Genomic DNA, 18,255 nt, shown 5'->3' on the forward strand with positions numbered 1-18,255 from the left:
CCAGGCGATTACGTGGCAGACTTCGCGGCGTCAGCCATGTTGACCATGTGGGGTTGCACGGTGTCGTTCGGGCGCGCTTTCATCATGCCGTTCACGACGATGCGCTCGCCTGCCTTGAGGCCGGCGCTCACCACACGCAGGTTGTCGTGCAGCCCACCCAGCTTGACTTCGCGATACTGGACCTTGTTCGCGCCGTCCACGACGAGCACGTATTTCTTGGCCTGATCCGTGCCGACGGCGGCGTCATCGATGAGAATCGCGGCGTGCTCATCACCGCCGCCCACGCGGACACGTGCATAAAGCCCAGGGACCAGCGCGCCGTCCGCGTTGTCGATGGTGGCCCGCACGCGGATCGTCGCCGACGATGTGTCGAGCCGGTTGTCGACGGAGGCAATCACGCCCTTGCGCGAGTAGCCGTCTTCATTCGCGAGTCCGAGCACGACGGGCACGCTGGTGTTGCGGTCGCGGCCGAGATATTGCAGATAGGTTTGTTCGTCGACATCGAACGATGCATAGATGGGCGACACCGACACCAGCGTGGTGAGCAGCGGCGCGTTGGCACCCGCCGATACCACGTTGCCCACCGTAAGTTCGGCGCGCGACACGCGGCCCGTGACAGGTGCCGTGATTGCCGTGTAGCCGAGATTGACCTGCGCGGCTTCGAGGGCGGCTTCCGCTGCCTTGACGGCCGCCGTCGCTTCGCGGGAAGCGTTCTGCTTCTCGTCGTAGTCGCGCTTTGCAATAGCGTTGTCGGCGAGCAGACGCTCGGCACGGGCCGCGTCCGTGGACGTATAGGTAGCGCGCGCTTTCGCCGCCGCCAGTTGCGCAGCGGCGCGATCGACTTCAGCCTGGTAAGGGCGCTGATCGATTGTGAAGAGCGGATCGCCCTTCTTCACGAGTGCGCCGTCCCTGAAGTGCACCGCGACAATGGTGCCGGACACGAGTGGACGCACATCGACATGATCGACGGCCTCAAGGCGTCCGGAATAGCTCTGCCAGTCGGTAATGGACTGCGAAAGAACCGTTGCCACGTCGACACCGACGGCGGGCGGCGGCGCGTCAGCCGCACTGGCCGTATTGACGGGACCGGTATCGGAGCCGCGGAGATGGCCAAAACCTGCAATAGCGCCCACAACGGCAAAAGCACCTAGCGCGACGGTCAATCGTTTGCGATTGGTGTTCATATGTTTGCATTCCTTAATGATTCAAAGTGGTCTTTCAGGAACCGGATAGATTGCGTGTCTGTTCATGCCCGCCTGTGCTTCGTGGCCCGTTGGGGACATCAGCGTTGACGGGAGTATGGACTCCGTGATTCTGGTTATAAAGGTGGGAACAGCGGTTTCTTTGTATCCTTCGGAGCGACAATGTCCGATGTGCTAACGCGTCTGCAGCTTCTTTCGCAGGAACGTCATGACATCGTCGAGCGCCGGTGCGTGAGAGATGATCTGTCCATGGGTTACCCCGCCATGGCGCGTCACTTCGACTGGAATGCCGGCTGTGATGAGTTCGCGCGCATAGGCTTCGCCGTCTGCTCGCACGAGGTCGCGTTCGGCGCTCGCAATCAACGTCGCGGGCAACGAAGCCATCCGTCGCGATTCGAGTGGCGCCGCGTATGGATGCACTCGCTGGGTTGCGCGCGGAAGATAGGCGCGGTACGACCGCGAACACTCTTCGAGCGCCAGGTCGTCCATTACGGAATGGCCGGCCTCGTTCAGCCTCGTCATGGAGGGATCGAGCAATGGCGCGAGCAGCGCCTGCGCAGCGAGCCGATGGCGGCCGCGGTCGCGCGCCAGGGCCGCCAGCGCGGCGACAATGTTGCCGCCTGCATCGTGTCCGACGGCAGCAATGCGGTGCGGATCGGCGTGATAGTGATGCGCGCGGTTTGCAGCCCATTCGAGCGCGATATAGGCGTCTTCGGTGGCTGCAGGAAAGGGAAAATCAGGAGCGAGCGAATAGCCCACTGCGATGACCCATGCGGGAATCCTGGCCGCAAACATCGATGCGGGCTTCGATGTATCCAGAAGACCGCCTTTGACGAAGCCACCGCCGTGAAAATACAGGACGACAGGCAGTGCGGTCTGCGAAGACGGCAGATAGCTGCGCAACGTGATGTCCTGCGCGTGTCCTGCGACCGTGACGTCCGTAATGTCCAAAGCGTGCTTCATCAGAAGTTCTGGGTTTTGCGAATGAATGGTGAGCGTGATGCTGTCGAACCCGGATTGTCCGTAACGCGTTCGCGCCAATAAATACCGGCGTTTCGATAAGACAATTCGCTAGTGGCGAATTGTCTGCAGCTACATCTGCACGACGTCACGGTTGCGCTCGCTGTCGCTCGCTGGCGGGATCGCGTGAATGGACGCGTAGCGTTGCTGGGCGGTGTCGGGAGCGCTGATGCGTTCGTGATTGGCAGGCGCGCTGGCGCCTTTGCGCAGCAGGCGGCAATCTTCGAACAGCTCGGCGATCCATTCGACAAACACACGCACCTGCGGCGACAGATGCCGGTTCTGCGGATAGACGGCCCATATGGGAAAAGGCGTGGGACGCCATTGACCCAGCACCTCGACGAGCGCACCCGTCTGGATGTGGGGCAACGCAAAGAAGTACGGCACCTGGATGAGTCCCAGTCCTTGCAGGCCGCATTGCAGATACGCGTCGCCGTCGTTCGCTGCAAGCTTGGAACGGATGCGAACGCCAACCGGCTTGCCGTCCACCACGAAGTCCATGTCGATCACTCGCCCGTTTCTGCTGGAGAAGTAATTGACGGCGATATGTCCATCGAGATCGGCGAGCGACTGGGGCTCGCCGTACCGCGACAGATATTCCGGACTCGCGACGGTCGCGAATTCCGATGCGCCGATCCGTCTTGCGACCAGCGTCGAATCGGGCAGGTGGCCCATGCGTATCGCGCAATCGACCCCTTCCTGGACGAGATCGACGGGTTTGTCGCTGACGCCCAGCATCAGGTCGATATCAGGGTAGCGTGCGTGGAAGTCGTCCAGCGCGGGAACGATCACGAGCCGGCTGATCGAGCCCGGCATATCCACCTTCAGTTTTCCGCGCGGCGAGATCGCCGTGGAAAACGACGTTTCCGATTCTTCGACATCGGCGAGAATCCGGGAACATCTTTCGTAATACGCTGCGCCGTCCGGCGTCAGACTGATGCGCCGCGTCGTGCGATTCAGCAACCGCACCTTGAGATGCGATTCGAGGTTCTGGATGATGGTCGTCACCGACGACCGGGTCATCTGCAACGCGTCGGCGGCCCCGGAAAAACTGTGGCAGTCCACCACTCGCGTAAAGACCTGCATCGCTTGAAGTTTGTCCATGATTCCTGCTCAGGCATCGAGAATAGAGTGCTGCCCGGCTGGGCAAACCGCTGCGCCGTGGGAGACATGCGGCGCCGGCGAGGCACGGCGCGTGATTCTCTCGACGATATCGGCGATATAACGGTCGTCGAGTTCGAGCGTCAGGACGTAATCGGCATTCGTGCCGGAATGTCCCGCTGCCTGTTCGATCAGCGGCGCCACGGTGCTGGCGGAAGCGTCCTGGGTGAACTGTTGCAGGTACGCTCCCGAATCAATCGTCTGTCTGGTCACCATCTGTCGTCGCCCGCCATGGGTCACTATGAAAGAAGGGGCGGGCCCGCGACGAGGCAACCCCAGATTGGGCGACAGTATGAAGACGGCGACTGTTCGGATAAACCGCTCTTGTGGAGACGCTTTGGCTACCAAAAAGCGACAATCAGGACGGCAGAAGTCTGTTATTTGCAGCTTCAGCTGGAAAGCCGGGATTAACCGGCTCACGCGAACCGTTATTGCAAACAGATGACAGACAGAGGCACGGTGCGCCGATACACATTCCTGCCGAGCCACGAAACGAACGTGTACTCGACATAAGCATTTGCGCCGATGAATATCCAGGTGTGCAAGACATGTGACATGTACGTCCTCGTTCAACGTTGAGATTGTTGGATCAGCAACCAGGTTGATGCGCTGTGCGAAAACCGCGTTGACGCAGGCAACCAATGCATGTGCGGACGCCTGGCGCCTGTATCCGGAATTCACAGGCGCTGCGTTGACTTAAGCGTAGGAAGTGCGAGGACGAGAATCCATTCTACGGTCCGGTATGGCGATGGTCAGATGGAGTCGGACGTTTATACAGCGGTATAACCGGCGCGAAATGAGTCGGCTTGTGCGACGCAGACCAACCAAGGAAAACCATTAACCTTGACGGGACGGCAGATATACGCCCGTATATGATGGAGGTTCAGATCATTTCCGACCTCTTCATCGATCGTCTTTCGGAAGCGTTACATCGGGATCTGGCTGGTGCTTGAGCGCGACGTCACGAATTGGGTCGAGACGCTGGCTACAACAGTCGTTCGACCGCAGGGAGACCAATGTGGGAAGCCTGGGTTCGTCCGAACGAAGAAGCGAGTGGCCGTATCTGGTGACGCTCTGGACAGGCGGTTGCGCCTTCCTGTGTGCGATTGCCTGGGCATGCATGAGTTTGCAACTAAGGCTCGCTACTACGGGCTTCTGCATGCTCATTGCCATCGTGCTGCTGTCGTTGCTGGACAGCTTTGTGTCGTCGGCTATTTTTTCGCTGTGCGGCGCAGGTCTGTTGAATCTGCTGTTTACGCCGCCCATTTTCAGTTTCGCGATTGAAAAGCGTCAAGACTATCTACCGCTGGTGGCGTTTCTGGTCACCTCGATCGCCGTCACTTCCCTTGTCAGAAAGATTCGCCGCGCCGAGGCTGTTCAACGCGAGCAGGCGAGGCTGCTGAACCTGACGCACGACACCGTGTTCGTGCATGACAACAACGACGTCATACGCTTCTGGAACCGGGCGGCCGAAGATCTGTATGGATGGACGGGACAGGAAGCGATAGGCAAACCCGCCGATTCACTGCTGAAAACGATTTACCCGACCGATCGCAACGAACTGATGCGCGAGCTCGCGCAGAACGCCTACTGGGAGGGCGAACTGGTTCATACCAAGCGGGACGGCGCGCAGGTCATCGTGTCGAGCCGCTGGACGTTGCAGCGCGACAACCGTGGGCAAGCCGTAGCCATACTCGAAACCAATAACGACATCACCGAGCGCAAGCGGGCGGAAGAACTGGTGCAGCGCAGTCAGGCCCAGTATCTTGCCGAGGCGCAGCGCCTCAGCCACACAGGAAGCTTCGGATGGAACGTGACGACGGGCGACGTGTTCTGGTCGGGCGAAGCCTTTCGGATATTCGAGCAGGACGTGGCGGTCGCGCCAACCATCGCACTCGTGCGCGAGCGCATTCATCCCGACGACGTGCAGATCTTCGAAGGCATGCTCGCCAGTGTGAAGACGGACTCGGATCGCTTCGACATCGAGCATCGGCTGCTTTTTCCTGACAATCGCGTCAAGCATCTACATGTGGTGGGCCACGCTGTGGAGGCGGGGCCGGGTAAGCGTCAGTTCGTGGGTGCCGTGATGGATGTCACGGAGACGAAAGCGACCCAGGCGAAGCTGCGTCACATCGAAAGCGAGCTGGCGCGAGCGAGCCGCGTTTCGGCACTGGGTGAACTGAGCGCGTCGATTGCACACGAAGTGGGACAACCGCTGGCGGCTGTCGTGACGAACGGCGAGGCGTGCCTGCGCTGGCTACGCCGGACGCCACCCAATTTCGAAGAAGTCGAAGGCTGCGTCGTTCAGATCACGGATGAAGCGAATCGCGCTGCCGGTATCGTCCAGCGGGTCAGGCGGCTGATGAAGGGCGCACCGCCCGAGATGGTGCCCATCGAAGTCGCCGATCTCGTGCAGGAAGTCGTGGCACTCGTGCGTCTCGAACTCGAACGGCAATCGTGCTCGCTGACTACGCGGATCGAATCCGACGTGCCCGCCGTCATGGGCGACCGCGTTCAGCTGCAGCAGGTGCTCATCAACATCGTCATCAATGCCGCGCAAGCGATGTCGGCAAATCCGGGCAAACATCAACTCGTGATCGGCGCCGTACGGGACGATAGCGACCACGTCATTCTCTCTGTGCGCGACAGCGGTCCCGGTATTCGCGAGGAAAGCCTTCCGCGTCTGTTCGACGCCTTCTTCACGACGCGCTCAGATGGAATGGGCATGGGACTCGCCATCTGCGCGTCGATCGTCGAAGCACACGGCGGCCGCATCTGGGCCGCGAACAATGCCGACGGCGGCGCCACCTTCAGCTTCAGTCTGCCCGCCTGCGTGAGCTCTGGCATGAGTCAGACGTAGCGCCGTGACCGGGTTAAACCGCATATACGTTTGTATCATCGCGGCAATCAGGTCAGTGTTGTAATCTGCGATAAAAGCGGGCGGCTGAAGTTTGACCGCGACCAGGGAGCAGATCAGAGGGCTACAATTTTGCAGAGCGTTCCAGTTGTCTCTATCGTCGACGACGACCAGGCCGTTCGGCGAGCCCTCGGCAATCTCGTCAGGTCGTTTGGCTGGGAAGCTCGCATGTTCGAATCGGCAGAGGCGTTTCTCGCGTCGGGCGAAGTTGCCGATACGGCTTGCCTTGTTTCGGACATCAAGATGACGGGCATGTCCGGAATCGAAATGCACGAGCATCTGTTAGCGCAAGGCAATGCGCCCGCTACCATCTTCGTGACCGCCTATCCCACGCCAGCACTCGAAGCAAAAGCCACGGTCAACGGTGCGTTAGTACTGCTGCAAAAACCTTATAGAGCGGCGGATATGTCGTACTGGTTGTCCATCGCAATCGGCAGCGGGCCAACACCTGTTCCTTAAAAGCGCAGCATCGCCTGCGCGCTTCAATATCGCAGACCTTCAAAGCCATGCGGCTTGATGCCGAGGCTCTCTGCTTTACGCACGAGATCCGGTATCGAGCGAGCGTTCATCTTGTGCATGATATGGCCGCGATGCACCTTGACCGTGATCTCACTCAGCTTCAACTCCGATGCAATCTGCTTGTTGAGCAAGCCGGCAAGCACATAGGGCATCACTTCTTTCTCGCGGCTCGATAGCGAGTCATACGACTCGCGCAACGCGGTGATTGCCCGCTCGGCATCGAGTCGCGTGGCGTCTTTGGCGAGCGCCTGTCCGACGGCATCCAGCATGTCCTGGTCGCGGAACGGCTTGGCGAAGAAATCGACGGCGCCTGCCTTCATTGCCTTCACACTCATCTCGATGTCGCCATGCCCGGTCATGAACAGCACAGGCATGCGCAATCCCAGCCCGACAATCTCCTGATGAAAAGCCATGCCATTCCTGTTGCGCAGTCGGACATCGAGAATCAGGCACGACGGTCCGGTTGGCCGGGGCGCGGAAAGAAACTCTTCGGCGCTGCCGAATATTTCGGCCTTGAGATCGACGGAGCGCATGAGTGTCGCGAGCGCCCGACGGACGGCGGCATCGTCATCGACGATATAGACGACTGCATCATGCAGACTCGACATCCCCGGTTTGCCCGGAACAGGTGTGGAGCTTCCACTGGACATCTGGTCACCTGGCTGACGTGTTGGTCCATCACCATCTTAGTGCGATATTTCGAACCGTGCGTAGCGAGAGCATGCACGGCGGCTTTGAATGCGTGCGGTTGGGAAGCGATGCTCGCGCCTCGGCATTCTACGAGCTTCGCCTGGCATGATTATTCGTTTCGGGCGAAATAATAATTCGCCATAGACTGCATCCCTCTCGAAACAGAATCGCTTAGATTCCGGCAGGTAATTGGACTGTCGAATCTGAACGTGAAATCCAGGCTCTTTTCTCCTCTCAAGCTGCGCACGGTACTCATTCCAAACAGAATAGTCGTCACCGCCATGAATCAGCATTCCGCCATCGAAGGCCTGGCGAACGACTGGCACATGGTGAACTACGGCAAGTTCGCGCAATCCGGCGCTGCCATGGTGATGCTGGAGACGGCGGCGATCGAGGCGCGCGGCAGAGCAACGTACGGTGACCTGGGTTTATGGTCGAACGACCACGTTGCGCCGCTTGGCCGCATCGCTACGTTCATCCGTTCGCAGGGGGCGATTGCTGCCATTCAGCTTGGACACGCGGGACGCAAGGCGGGCCTGCAAAGGCCGTGGGAAGGTGGCGGCCAGTTGAGCGAAACGGAAGCGATACGCGGCGAGACACCGTGGCAGACCCTGGCGCCTTCGGCCATTCCCGCGGCGCCGAACTGGCCGGTTCCATCGACCATGAGCGCCGTGCAGCTGGAAGAAGTGGCATCGGCGTTCGAGGCTGCCGCACGCCGTGCGATCCGCGCGGGCTTCGATGTTCTGCAGATCGACTGCGCACACGGGCATCTGCTGCATCAATTCCTGTCAGCGAATGCAAACCTCCGAAGCGACGCCTATGGCGGCAGTGCCGACCGGCGGCGCGCGTATCCGCTGGCCATCCTCAAGCGCGTGCGGGCAATCTGGCCTGCTGACAAACCGTTGATGTGCAGCGTGCCTACGCTCGCGAGTGTCGACGACGGATACGGCATGGATGAAGCCATCGATTTTGTCCGCGAACTCAAGGCCATCGGCGTCGATCTCGTGGAATGCGCGGCACCCGATCTGCTGGAGAACACGGGCAACCCGCAGCGCGCCGGACGCAACATGGAAAGCACGTTGCTGCACGCGGAACAGTTCCGGCGCAACGTCGTGATACCGACGATGGCAGTGAACTGCGGCGGCGACCCGGCCCGGTTCGATGCGTTCGTGTCGGCGGGCCGCGCCGACTTTATCGGCGTGACCCGCGAAGCTGTGCACAACCCCAATTGGCCACTGCACGCGAGAGCACAACTCGAAGCCGACGCTTACGACGGATGGCCGCGCCAATATAGCTGGCTGCTCGCAAGAACAGGCGCATCAGCCGAGAACGTCTAGTTCTGGATCGCGCTATCACGACTTCAATCTCTGCGCGCGGTTTTCGCCAAAAATATTTCGATCCCGCGTGTCGCGCTTGAGATTCACGATTTCCCGCGTCCTGCATTGTAATAATAAAGAAAGGCAAGCGTAATGCTGTGAAAGCGTTCCGTGAGCTGTCATCGGCCATGCAGGTGGCCATCGCTACGCGAACGGGGCGCAAGCGATGGCGCAGTCCGCCCACTGGCCGGCGCATAAAAATCAGGCCAACGGACAACACCATGTCATCCATCTACGACACGCCAGGCTTGCAGTCTGCGGTTCAGTCAATCATCAGCGGGTCGACCAGTTCGGGCACCGACGTCGCCGCGATCGTCAATGCGCTGGTCACATCGAAGGTTGCCGGGCAGGGCAGCATTCTGGCTTCGAAGCAGGCACTCGCCAAAACGCAGACGTCGGCAATCGGCGCGCTCAAAGGCGCGCTGTCTGCCTTGCAGGACGCCGCCAGGGCGCTCAATAGCGGCGCGATGTCGAGCTACGTCGGCAAGGCCGATGGCAAGGGTCTGGCCGCGACCACGGGCAAGGATGCCGTAGCGGGCAGCTATTCCGTCACGGTGGACGCCATCGCCACCGCGCAGAGCATCAGTTCCGGCGCCTTCGACGCGAAAGCGCCGCTCGGCGAAGGCACGCTGAAGCTCACCGTGGGCGGCAAAGACATCACGGTCGCCATCGACAGCACGAACAACACTCTCGCCGGCATCGCTACTGCCATCAACAAGGCAGCGGGCGGCACGGGTGTCACGGCGACCATCGTGAACGGCACCGACGGCGCGCACCTCGTGCTGCGCTCCACGGAAACGGGTGTGGAAAAGGGCATATCGGTAGCGGTGACGCTCGCCAATGGCAGCACGGACGCGGGTCTGTCGCGTCTGAATGTCGCGAGCTCCGTCAGCACCGTCGATCCGCGCGATCCGGGCAAGACCGTTTCGCCTCACACGGCCATCGATCCCGCGTCGGGCTGGACGCAAAGCGTGGCAGGCCAGGATGCGTCGCTCGTGATCGCCGGCATGCGCGTGACCAGCGCGAGCAACAAGGTCGAGAACGCGATCAATGGCGTGACGCTTTCGCTGGGCGCGGAGGCCGTCGGTACAACGCAAACGTTGTCCATCGAGCGCGATATCGCTGCGCAAAAGGCCTCCATCACGGCCTTCGTCGACGCGTACAACAAGTACATCGGCACAGCCGCCGCACTGACGGCCTTCGATCCCGCGGCGGCGGCAGGGTCTCAGGCCGGCCCGCTACTCGGCGATTCGATGATGAACACCATTCGCGGCGACCTGGCCAGCCTGATCAGCAAGGGCGTGGCATCGGGTACAGGCACGGTGAGCCTTGGCGCGATCGGCGTGTCGTTGCAGGCGGACGGCAAGCTGGCCATCGACGATGCCGCGCTCACGTCCGCGCTGACCAATAGCCCGGACAAGGTGGCGACGCTTTTCAATGAGTCGACGGGTGTGGCCGCGATGGTCGCGGGCCGGGTCGAGACATTCGTCAAGAGCAATGGCGTCATCGACAGCAGGCTGCAATCGATCTCCGCTGAGGTCAAGAACTACACCGAGCAGCAAAAGCGCCTGGCGAGCTACGCCGAAACATTGACGAACCAGTACAACGCGCAGTTCACCGCGCTCAACAACCTGATGGCGCAAATGAATAACAACGCGCGCTATCTGACGCAACTGTTCGGCGGCGATCACAGCAGCGGCACGCTGAACGCGCGCTAAACCATCACGACACGACACGGAATGCCCTGCGCCACGTTGACTGGCGCAGCGGCCCCGTCTCGTCATTCGTCGCCATTCATCGTCATTTTTCCAAGGCTCGAAAAGAGCCGCCTGGGAGCAGCACATGTCGAACAGCCTCCTGAACGTCGGCCTCAGCGGACTCAACGCCGCCATGTGGGGCATGACAACCACGGGCCAGAACATCAGCAACGTCAATACGCCTGGCTACTCGCGGCTACGGCCTGTGTATCAGGAAAGCGCGAGCCACTACACGTCGTCGGGCTACCTGCCTCAAGGCGTGACGACCGCGACCATCCAGCGCTCATACAGCCAGTTTCTGAACACGGAACTCAACAGCGCTCAGGCGAAAAGCAGTTCGCTCACCACGTACTTCGCCCTCGTTGCCGAGTTGAACAATCTGGTGGGCAATCCGACGGGCGGAATCGGCTCGGCGATCACGGGCTACTTCACCGGTCTCCAGGAAGTGGCGAACGATCCCACCAGCACGGCCACGCGGCAAAGCGCGATCAGCAAGGCGCAGATGCTGGCCGACCAGTTGCATGCGGCAGGCGAGCAATATGACCAGTTGCGCGCCAGCACCAATACGCAAATCGCAGGCACGGTATCGGACATCAACGCCTACGCGAAGCAGATTGCCCAGTTCAATGCGGAGATTGCGAAAGCGTCGGCGGGTGGCCAGCCGCCTAACGATCTGCTCGACCAGCGCGACCTCGCTGTATCGAGGCTCACGCAGTTGACGGGCGGCCAGATCGTCAATTCCAGCGATGGCGTCAGCGTCTTCATGTCGGGCGGTCAACCGCTCGTGGTCGGCTCGGCCAGCTATGAACTGGGCGCCGTCAGGTCGGCGGCGGACCCGACGGAACTGTCGGTCGCGTGGCTTGGACGATCGGGCGCGAACCCGGCGCCGACACCCGTGGATCTCGCCGATGCGAGCATCAGGGAAGGCGTGCTTGGCGGGCTGCTGCGCTACCGGCGCGAAACACTCGATCCCGCCCAGGCCGAGCTTGGCGCGATTGCCGTGAGCTTCGCGGAACAGGTGAACCGGCAGAACGCGATGGGCCTCGACCTGAACGGACGCCAGGGCCAGAACCTGTTCAGCTTCGGCAATCCCACGGTTTATGCCAACGCGAAGAACACGGGCAACGGTGCGCTGTCGGTCACATTCGGCGATGCCGTCAAGCCGCCCATGGGTGACTACACGCTCTCGTTCGATGGCACGACCTACGCGCTGACCGATCGTGCGACGGGCAATGTCGTCGGGACATCGAACAGCTTGCCCGCGACCATCGGCGGACTCGACTTCGAACTGACGGGCGCAATGGCCGCAGGCGACAGCTTCACCGTGTTGCCCGCGCGCGGCGCACTCAACAGCTTCGGCCTTGCCATCACGGATGGATCTGCGATTGCCGCCGCATCGCCCGTGCAGGGCAGCGGCGCGACCAGCAACACGGGCACGGCAAAAATATCGACGGGTGTGAGCGATCCGGCGTTCTCGGTTCCCGCGACGCCCACCACGCTCACTTTCGCGGCGACACCCGCGCCGGGCCAGCTCACAGGTTTTCCCGTTGGCTCCACGGTGACGATCGACGGCAAGCCGCCGACCACCATCACCATCACCGATCCCGACACGCCCGTGCCGTACGACCCGGCAAAGGGCGCGTCGATGACGATTACGTCGACGGATCCTGGCGGCATGAATGCCGTCACGGTCCAGCTCACGGGCAAACCCGCCGACGGCGATTCGTTCGTGATCGGCCGCAACGACGGCGCGACGCGCGACGGCAGCAACGCCCAGGCGATCTCCAATCTTCTGACCGGGCATGCCTATCACGGCGGACAGACGCTCACGAGTGCTTTCGGCAAGTACGTGAATCACATCGGCAACACGGCCAACGAACTGAAGGCCGCCGCCGTGGCGCAGAACGCGACCGTCAATCAGATATCGGCGGCGCAGCAGTCGGTGGCGGGCGTGAACATGAACGAAGAAGCCGCCAACCTCAAGTACTACCAGCAGCTTTATCAGGCGAACAGCAAGGTCATCCAGGCGGCGTCGGAGATGTTCGACACCGTGCTGGCGATCCTGCGATAGAAGAACCACGACAGGTATTCAACATGCAAACCCAGAACACGTACTACCGCGACAAGGCGCCTGCGACGGATCTGCTCGGGCAAGTCGATACGGCAAGCCGCAAGGAAGCCGCCCCGGCGGGCGCGGATCTGCAAGCCACCTTTCTGCGCCTGTTGATCGCGCAGATGCAGAACCAGGACCCGACCAACCCGATGGACAGCTCGCAGATGACTTCCCAGCTTGCGCAGATCAACACGGTAACGGGCATCGGGCAGCTCAATACGCAACTCTCGGCGCTGGCGGCGCAACTGGGCGCGAATCAGCAAATGGAAATGTCGATGCTGATCGGTGCGACGGTGCTCGCGCCCGGCAATACGACAGCCGTGGTCGAAGGCAAGTCGACGGGCTTCGGCGTGCAGCTCGATCACGATGTCGACAATCTGGACATCGTCGTCAAGGATTCGGCAGGGCGTGTCGTGGACACCCTGCATCTGGGCAAACAGTCGGCGGGCACGATCCCGCTTGGCTGGGAACCCAAGGGGCCGAACGGAGAAGACCTGCCCGACGGCACCTATACGTTCACCGCCACCTCGACGACCCGCAGCGGCAATAGCGAAACACACAAGACGCTCGCTGCGTCGGTCGTGCAGGGCGTGGTGAAGCAGCCCGACGGCTCATTCCGGCTCGCGCTGTCCAACGGCGTATTCGCGCAACTCGGCGACATCTCCGCCATCGTCTAACTGATCAACGAAACAGGGTAACCAACATGGGATATCAACAAGGTCTTAGCGGGATTTCGGGTGCTGCGCGTGATCTCGACGTGATCGGCAATAACGTCGCCAACGCCAACACCATTGGCTTCAAGCAGGGCGTCGCACGCTTCTCCGATATGTACGCCAATTCGATCGCGACTGCCGTCAACAACCAGATCGGCATCGGTACGCGGCTTGCGGCTGTCCAGCAGCAGTTCACGCAAGGCGGCATCATGAGCACGGGGCGCGAACTGGATATTGCCATCAACGGCAACGGCTTCTTCCAGATGGAAAGCAACGGCGTGCTGACCTACAGCCGCGACGGTTCGTTCGAAATGCGTGACGGCTATCTCGTGAACTTCGCCGGGCAGCGCCTGATGGGCTACGCGGCGAATGCTTCCGGCGTCGTCAACACGGCTTCAACCGTGCCGCTAAAAATTCCGATGGGCAACCTGCCGCCCAAGGCGACGACATCGATCACCGCCGGGCTGAATCTGAATGCGCAGGATGCGTTGCCGAAGACGACGCCTTTTGCGAAGGACGATTCGTCGAGCTACAACTATGCGACGTCGGTTCCCGTGTACGACTCGCTGGGCGGGTCTCAGGACGTCAACATGTACTTCGTGAAGACGTCGGCGGGCAACTGGGATGTCTACGCGGGCACGGCGAACGGCACCATCGCGCGGGTGGGCAGCGCGCAGTTCGACACTTCCGGCAACCTGCTCACGACCACGGATGCAGCGGGCGCTCCGACCGCCAGGCCGTTCGCGTTCAACTTCACTGTTCCGACCACGGATGGTTCCGCTACGCCTCAGCCGCTCACGCTCGACATTGCCGGCACGACACAATATGGCGGCAAAAGCGGCATCAACGCACTGGATCAGGATGGCTTCGAATCGGGCCGCCTCGCGAGCTTTTCCGTCGATTCCGATGGCATGCTGATCGGCACATACACGAACAAAAAAACGCAGGTGATCGGGCAGGTTGCGCTGGCCACCTTCGCCAATCCGAACGGCCTGATGAACCTTGGCAACAACCAGTACGCCGCTACGCAGGTGTCCGGTGTGCCGCAGGTGTCCGCGCCCGGTTCGACCAATCACGGCAGCCTGCAAGGCGGCGCGCTCGAAGCCTCGAACGTCGATCTCACCAGCGAACTGGTGCACATGATTTCCGCGCAACGCAACTATCAGGCGAATGCGCAGACGATCAAGACGCAGCAGGCCATCGACAACACGCTCATCAATCTGTAGGTGCAAAGGAAAAAAGCGCTGGATGTCAGCGCTCTTCGCGTTCCGCCATTGGCGGCGCGCAGAGTAAAAAAGGCGAGGCTGATCGCCTCGCCTTGCGTCGAAACTGAATCCCAACCGGTACGAAAGGACTCAGGGCTCGTGACGCAGATAACCTTCCCTGGCGGTATCGCGCGTTCATCCTGAAGCGAGCGGGGAAGACATCGCTTCTTTCAATGCCGAAAGGGTAGTCAAGTACGCGCCTTCAAAAAAGCGAGCGGCGGCGAAAACACAAATCGTTGCTTTCGAACAATAAGGCGCACGCAGCTGTGCATGCGGTTTTATTGCCATGCGTTTTGTCGAGCGTACGTTTGATTTTTAAAAATACGCGTAAGACTTCCGATTAAATCTCCTATTTATTCGCCGCTGGATCGATTTTTTATCTATGAATAATAAGTTTTTATTTGGCTTGCCATTACTTTTAAAATCATGTCGGGAAAATTTTCCTGATTAATTATGAGGTCGTTTAAGGCAAACGTTTGCGCCCCGTCTAATATGTCCCGCATTTTGGAAAATTGCGACAACTTGAATGTGGAAGCGATTTCTCTGTTGAAATTATTCAGAAGAAGTGCATGATTGACGTGCTGGAGCAGTCAACTACGAAGATTCGCGACACGCGAACGAACTGAGAGAAACCCTTCAACAAATGGGGGGCCAACATGAATATCAACGGTGGTGCACATTGGCAGTTTGCTTTACTGGACGAAGACTGGAAACTCGTCGAAACGCTGTTCACGCAGGATGAAGTGCAAAGCGTGGGCAGACGGCGCGGCGATCCACGTCAGATTCTTAATGCCATTCTCTGGATTGAAACGACAGGAGCCAGCTGGAAGCATTTACCAGCGAATTTCCCGCCAACGCAAACCTGTTATAAAAAATATCTGGAATGGCGTCGCGATGGCACGTTAAGCAAGGTGCACGAGTTACTCGCAATAGGTAATCCATTGCCTGTGATCGACAGTGCCGGGTGCACGGCGCAACTGGCCGCCTGAGCCAACCACACGCCGATGAAGCCGGCGCGGTTCGAGAGAGCCGCGCGGTAGCGCCTGTCTGCGGCGATGGGCTTTGTGGCCGGGGTGCTTGCGAAGGGTTGGCGTGCGAGACGACAATAGTCGCGCTCCTGCACACGAGCCGCCGACCCAACGCCCGCCATGGCTATCGCCAATGAAGAAAGCACCTGCCGCCAAGAAACCCGCCGCCAAGAAAACTGCATCGAAGCCCGCTGTCAAGACAGCGCCTGCTGCCGCAAAAAAGACAGCACGCCCAATCAGGCCGCAACCGCTCGACGCAATCATCGGTGCTGACGGTCTTGCCCGTCCGCCGTGGGCCGCCGTCGATCCGTTGCTCAAGCATTACTACGACACCGAATGGGGTATGCCTGTACGCGACGAGCGCGGCCTGTTCGAGCGCCTGAGTCTCGAAGCGTTTCAGTCGGGCCTTTCCTGGGCGACCATCCTGCGCAAGCGCGACGCGTTCCGTGACGCATTTGCCGGCTTTGATCCCGACGTGGTGGCGACCTTCGGCGAGAAGGACATCGAACGCCTGCTGGCCGATGAGCGCATCGTCCGCAACCGCGCGAAGATTCTCGCGACCATCACCAATGCTGTCGCGACGATCCGCCTGCGCGAAGACGGCGGTCTCGCTGCGCTGATCTGGTCGTTCCAGCCGCACGCGACCCCGGCGCCGCGCACGATCGCCGAGATTCCCACCACGTCGGATGAGTCTGTTGCGTTGAGCAAGGCCTTGCGCAAGCGCGGCTTCGTCTTCGTCGGACCGACCACGATGCATGCGCTGATGGAAGCGACGGGTATCGTGGATACCCATCTGGTCGACAGCCATCGCCGCGGCAGTTCGGGCGTCTGGCCGCGTGACTGAATCACGCTGCCGGATGCGGCTCAACTGCCGCGTCGCGCAGCCATGAATGCCTCGACATAGCGAAGCGCCTGATCGCATTGATCGGGTGTGAGCATGTGAATCGAATTGGGCAGCGGATCGAAACCCAGCTCGCTTGCGACCCACCGGATCGCCTTGGAGCGCGCTTCGAACGCATTGACGCCGTCGCGCCGCACCTTGCCGGCGACGAGCGGTTCCAGCGCGTCGTGCAGACGGCTTTTCGCGTCGCGCAGTGCGGCATCGGCGAGACGTCCGAGCGGCACGTTGCGCGTGCTGCGCGCGTGAATGCCGATCCACGCCTGACACGGCGCGCATACCCAGACGGGACCATGATCATCGCGATAGGGATAGGGCTCGTCGCCTGCGCGCGCGAGCACGGCCTTCGCGCCGCAGTAGTCGCATAGAGGCTGCGGCAGCGCCTTGACGGGTTTGCCTACGCGCATGGCTGCGCCCCGGTCGGGTTGACTTGCTTCATGCAACGCTCAATGGTGAGTGGTTGATACGGACTACGATACCAGTTGTCGATCCTGAAGCAATGTCTGGATCGCGCGCCATGTGCCGATGCAAGGCAGAAGGAAAAGCGCTGCCGCGCCCGGCATGACCGTCGGGAACTGCGCGTGCGATGATGCAGTTTTCTGGACCCGCGCCGCGCATCAACCTCACGTGAGCCGGACCTGGCCGACATGCGTTCACACAACACGATGCATCGAACGATTGCGCTCGATGGCCACACCATCGCCTGGACCCTGCATGGCGACGAAGGCGGCGTGCCGGTCGTGATGCTGCACGGCGGCCCCGGCAGCGGCAGTCAGCCGGGCATGCTGCGTCTCTTCGATCTCACGCGCTTTCGCGTCGTGATGGTGGATCAGCGCGGCACGGGCGCATCGAAACCGCACGGCAGTGTGCGCCACAACAGCACACAACGCCTGATCCGCGATCTCGAAGCGATACGTGTGCAACTCGGTATCGAACGTTGGGGCGTTGTGGGCGGGTCATGGGGCGCGGCGCTGGCGCTCGCTTATGCGGGAACGCATCCCGCGTCTGTTGGCGGCGTCGCGATACGCGGGCTGTTTCTGACCTCTGGACGCGAAGTGCGACGCCTGTTCGTGACGTCGCGTTGCCGTGCGCCGGATGCATGGCGCGAGTTGATGAAGGCCACGCGATGTGAGCGGACGTCTGCGTTGCCATCGGTTTGCCTGCGCTCATTGCGTTCGACGCGATCGGGAACGCGCAAACATGCCGACCAGATCGCCGCCGCGTGGCGCACCTATGAAAACGCGGTTTTGACGCGCACGGATGACGCTCGCAGAAAAAGCCCATCGAGGCGTAATCAGCCGGTCACGGCGAAATACCGCATCCAGGCGCACTATCTCGCGCACGCCTGCTGGCTTGGCGAGCGTCGGCTGATCGCGTTGGCAAAACGGGCAGCGGAATCAGGCGTGACGGTGCGCGCAGTGCACGGCTCGCACGATCCCGTCTGTCCGCCCGATAATCTGCGTCGCCTGATGCGCGCGGTGCCTGACGTGCGTGGCCGCTTTGTCGATGCGGGGCATCTCGCGTCGGAGCCGCGTCTCGCAGAAGCGCTCGTTGCAGCGATCCGCGAGGCGTTCGACACGCGCGAGCGCTAGCGCC

Annotated in this window: 16 protein-coding genes; 10 read left to right on the forward strand and 6 right to left on the reverse strand. The window is 61.0% G+C overall.

Annotated elements, in window-relative coordinates; genetic code table 11:
* Window positions 1-8: 8 nt before the first annotated feature.
* The 4 genes from DK391_RS27460 to DK391_RS27475 form a co-directional block, all read right to left on the reverse strand.
* Entirely contained in the window at window positions 9-1,184 is a 1,176-nt protein-coding gene (locus DK391_RS27460) for an efflux RND transporter periplasmic adaptor subunit (protein WP_109481159.1), read from the reverse strand.
* 192 nt (window positions 1,185-1,376) lie between these two features.
* Window positions 1,377-2,165 carry an alpha/beta hydrolase fold domain-containing protein gene (locus DK391_RS27465; protein ID WP_109481187.1) on the reverse strand — a complete coding sequence of 263 codons (789 nt, stop codon included), beginning with the start codon at window positions 2,163-2,165 and terminating at the stop codon, window positions 1,377-1,379.
* A gap of 129 nt (window positions 2,166-2,294) precedes the next feature.
* Entirely contained in the window at window positions 2,295-3,326 is a 1,032-nt protein-coding gene (locus DK391_RS27470) for a LysR family transcriptional regulator (RefSeq protein WP_109481160.1), read from the reverse strand.
* A gap of 9 nt (window positions 3,327-3,335) precedes the next feature.
* Window positions 3,336-3,599 carry a gamma-glutamylcyclotransferase gene (locus tag DK391_RS27475; RefSeq protein ID WP_109481161.1) on the reverse strand — a complete coding sequence of 88 codons (264 nt, stop codon included), beginning with the start codon at window positions 3,597-3,599 and terminating at the stop codon, window positions 3,336-3,338.
* A gap of 850 nt (window positions 3,600-4,449) precedes the next feature.
* Here DK391_RS27475 and DK391_RS27480 point away from each other — a divergent pair.
* Both DK391_RS27480 and DK391_RS27485 read left to right on the forward strand, forming a co-directional pair.
* Window positions 4,450-6,243 (forward strand): ATP-binding protein, encoded by a 1,794-nt coding sequence (locus DK391_RS27480; protein ID WP_275426835.1) that lies wholly within the window; start codon window positions 4,450-4,452, stop codon window positions 6,241-6,243.
* Window positions 6,244-6,273: 30 nt separating this feature from the next.
* The gene (locus DK391_RS27485) at window positions 6,274-6,759 is read left to right on the forward strand and encodes a response regulator (RefSeq protein WP_239482969.1); all 486 of its coding nucleotides are present in this window, start codon (window positions 6,274-6,276) and stop codon (window positions 6,757-6,759) included.
* A gap of 23 nt (window positions 6,760-6,782) precedes the next feature.
* On the opposite strand, the gene DK391_RS27490 is transcribed toward DK391_RS27485, so the two are convergent.
* Entirely contained in the window at window positions 6,783-7,469 is a 687-nt protein-coding gene (locus tag DK391_RS27490) for a response regulator transcription factor (protein WP_109481163.1), read from the reverse strand.
* Window positions 7,470-7,718: 249 nt separating this feature from the next.
* On the opposite strand from DK391_RS27490, the gene DK391_RS27495 reads away from it, so the two are divergent.
* The 7 genes from DK391_RS27495 to DK391_RS27525 all read left to right on the forward strand — a co-directional run bounded on the left by DK391_RS27495 (window position 7,719) and on the right by DK391_RS27525 (window position 16,605).
* On the forward strand, window positions 7,719-8,846 hold the full coding sequence (locus DK391_RS27495; RefSeq protein WP_162600919.1) for an NADH:flavin oxidoreductase/NADH oxidase: 1,128 nt from the start codon (window positions 7,719-7,721) through the stop codon (window positions 8,844-8,846).
* A gap of 260 nt (window positions 8,847-9,106) precedes the next feature.
* Window positions 9,107-10,603 (forward strand): flagellar filament capping protein FliD, encoded by a 1,497-nt coding sequence (gene fliD, locus DK391_RS27500; RefSeq protein WP_109481165.1) that lies wholly within the window; start codon window positions 9,107-9,109, stop codon window positions 10,601-10,603.
* 124 nt (window positions 10,604-10,727) lie between these two features.
* The gene (gene flgK, locus DK391_RS27505; protein ID WP_109481166.1) at window positions 10,728-12,713 is read left to right on the forward strand and encodes a flagellar hook-associated protein FlgK; all 1,986 of its coding nucleotides are present in this window, start codon (window positions 10,728-10,730) and stop codon (window positions 12,711-12,713) included.
* 23 nt (window positions 12,714-12,736) lie between these two features.
* Window positions 12,737-13,432, forward strand: a complete 696-nt coding sequence (locus DK391_RS27510) for a flagellar hook assembly protein FlgD (protein WP_109481167.1) — start codon at window positions 12,737-12,739, stop codon at window positions 13,430-13,432.
* 26 nt (window positions 13,433-13,458) lie between these two features.
* Window positions 13,459-14,694 carry a flagellar hook protein FlgE gene (gene flgE / locus DK391_RS27515; protein ID WP_109481168.1) on the forward strand — a complete coding sequence of 412 codons (1,236 nt, stop codon included), beginning with the start codon at window positions 13,459-13,461 and terminating at the stop codon, window positions 14,692-14,694.
* A gap of 695 nt (window positions 14,695-15,389) precedes the next feature.
* Window positions 15,390-15,722: a transposase gene (locus tag DK391_RS27520; RefSeq protein WP_109481169.1), complete on the forward strand. Its 333-nt coding sequence runs from the start codon at window positions 15,390-15,392 to the stop codon at window positions 15,720-15,722.
* A gap of 172 nt (window positions 15,723-15,894) precedes the next feature.
* On the forward strand, window positions 15,895-16,605 hold the full coding sequence (locus tag DK391_RS27525) for a DNA-3-methyladenine glycosylase I (protein ID WP_109481170.1): 711 nt from the start codon (window positions 15,895-15,897) through the stop codon (window positions 16,603-16,605).
* Window positions 16,606-16,625: 20 nt separating this feature from the next.
* Here the strand turns inward: DK391_RS27525 and DK391_RS27530 are convergent, their stop codons facing one another.
* Entirely contained in the window at window positions 16,626-17,066 is a 441-nt protein-coding gene (locus DK391_RS27530; RefSeq protein WP_109481171.1) for a zinc-finger-containing protein, read from the reverse strand.
* Window positions 17,067-17,306: 240 nt separating this feature from the next.
* Between DK391_RS27530 and DK391_RS27535 the strand changes: the two genes are divergently transcribed.
* Window positions 17,307-18,251 carry an alpha/beta fold hydrolase gene (locus tag DK391_RS27535; protein WP_109481172.1) on the forward strand — a complete coding sequence of 315 codons (945 nt, stop codon included), beginning with the start codon at window positions 17,307-17,309 and terminating at the stop codon, window positions 18,249-18,251.
* Window positions 18,252-18,255: the final 4 nt, after the last annotated feature.

This window comes from Paraburkholderia sp. C35 (genome assembly GCF_003121405.1).
GTDB lineage: Bacteria > Pseudomonadota > Gammaproteobacteria > Burkholderiales > Burkholderiaceae > Paraburkholderia.